The organism is Acinetobacter sp. CFCC 10889, from assembly GCF_003268395.1.
Classification (GTDB): domain Bacteria; phylum Pseudomonadota; class Gammaproteobacteria; order Pseudomonadales; family Moraxellaceae; genus Acinetobacter.
In genome coordinates, this window is the sequence record NZ_LQXQ01000159.1 from 1 (window position 1) to 949 (window position 949).

The 949-nt window shown below is 34.6% G+C and carries 2 protein-coding genes; both read left to right on the plus strand.

Annotated elements, in window-relative coordinates; all coding sequences use genetic code 11:
- Positions 1 to 196 precede the first annotated feature (196 nt).
- On the plus strand, positions 197 to 493 hold the full coding sequence (locus AVJ19_RS21145) for a type II toxin-antitoxin system RelE/ParE family toxin (RefSeq protein ID WP_004787583.1): 297 nt from the start codon (positions 197 to 199) through the stop codon (positions 491 to 493).
- A 3-nt stretch (positions 494 to 496) separates the two neighbouring features.
- Complete coding sequence (locus AVJ19_RS21150) at positions 497 to 787, plus strand: addiction module antidote protein (RefSeq protein ID WP_004787581.1); 291 nt, start codon at positions 497 to 499, stop codon at positions 785 to 787.
- The last annotated feature ends 162 nt before the right edge of the window (positions 788 to 949 follow it).

Below are 949 nucleotides of genomic sequence, written 5' to 3' on the forward strand. Positions count from 1 at the left end.
GACTGACTTCAAAAACAGTAAAAAGCCGACTTAGAAACAAGTCGGCTTTTTTATGAGCAGGTTTGATACCTTTTGCCAAGAACATAGGTTATTAAATAATCAATTGATAAAATATATTCTTATTATTTCATTTACTCATAAAATATATTCATTATAATGTTGTGTATTCGATCGAATACAATAAAGAGGAACTTTCATGACCGAGATTAAACGTCTCCCTGAATTTGATGAATGGCTAGATAGCATTAAAGACAGTATGACCCGTCTTAAACTGAATCGAAGATTAGATAAGGTTCAGCGTGGTAATTGGGGCGATGTAAAGCATCTTCAAGAAGGTGTTTGGGAAATGCGAGAGTTCTTCGGACCAGGTTGGCGCATGTATTACATCAAACATGGTGATGTAATCATTGTGATGCTTGGAGGTGGTGATAAATCTACACAGCAAAAGGATATAGAACGAGCTGTTGATTTATCAAAATCTTTAGAGGATTGAAAAATGGTTAAAATAGCTGATCTACCTAGCTTTGACATGGCAGAAGCACTTAAGAGTGAAGAAGATATTGTAATGTATCTTAATATGGTTCTTGAAGAGAATGACCCTGCTGAACTAGCTCATGCACTTGGTGTAATTGCTAAAGCTCGTGGTATGACTCAAATCGCTAAAGAAGCAGGAATTGGACGTGAAGCACTTTACAAAGCACTCCGTCAAGATTCAGCACCTCGTTTTGATACGATTAATCGTGTAGTAAATGCTTTAGGTCTAAAACTAACTGTGCAGAATGCATAACTATTAATAAAATTTTGTCTAAGTTCCATCTTATTTAACATAAAATCTCTTATGCGAAATTTAGGTCTTATCCCAAATAAATCCATTAAAAAGATCTTTATCTTTCTGCTTATTTTCTTCGGTCTTATTTTCCGTATTTAAAAATTGCTCAAAATCGGCTAA

Excerpts from the sequence above, each read along its gene's own strand:
- AVJ19_RS21150 (WP_004787581.1), top strand. The coding sequence starts at position 497 with ATGGTTAAAATAGCTGATCTACCTAGCTTTGACATGGCAGAAGCACTT.
- AVJ19_RS21145 (WP_004787583.1), top strand. The coding sequence starts at position 197 with ATGACCGAGATTAAACGTCTCCCTGAATTTGATGAATGGCTAGATAGC.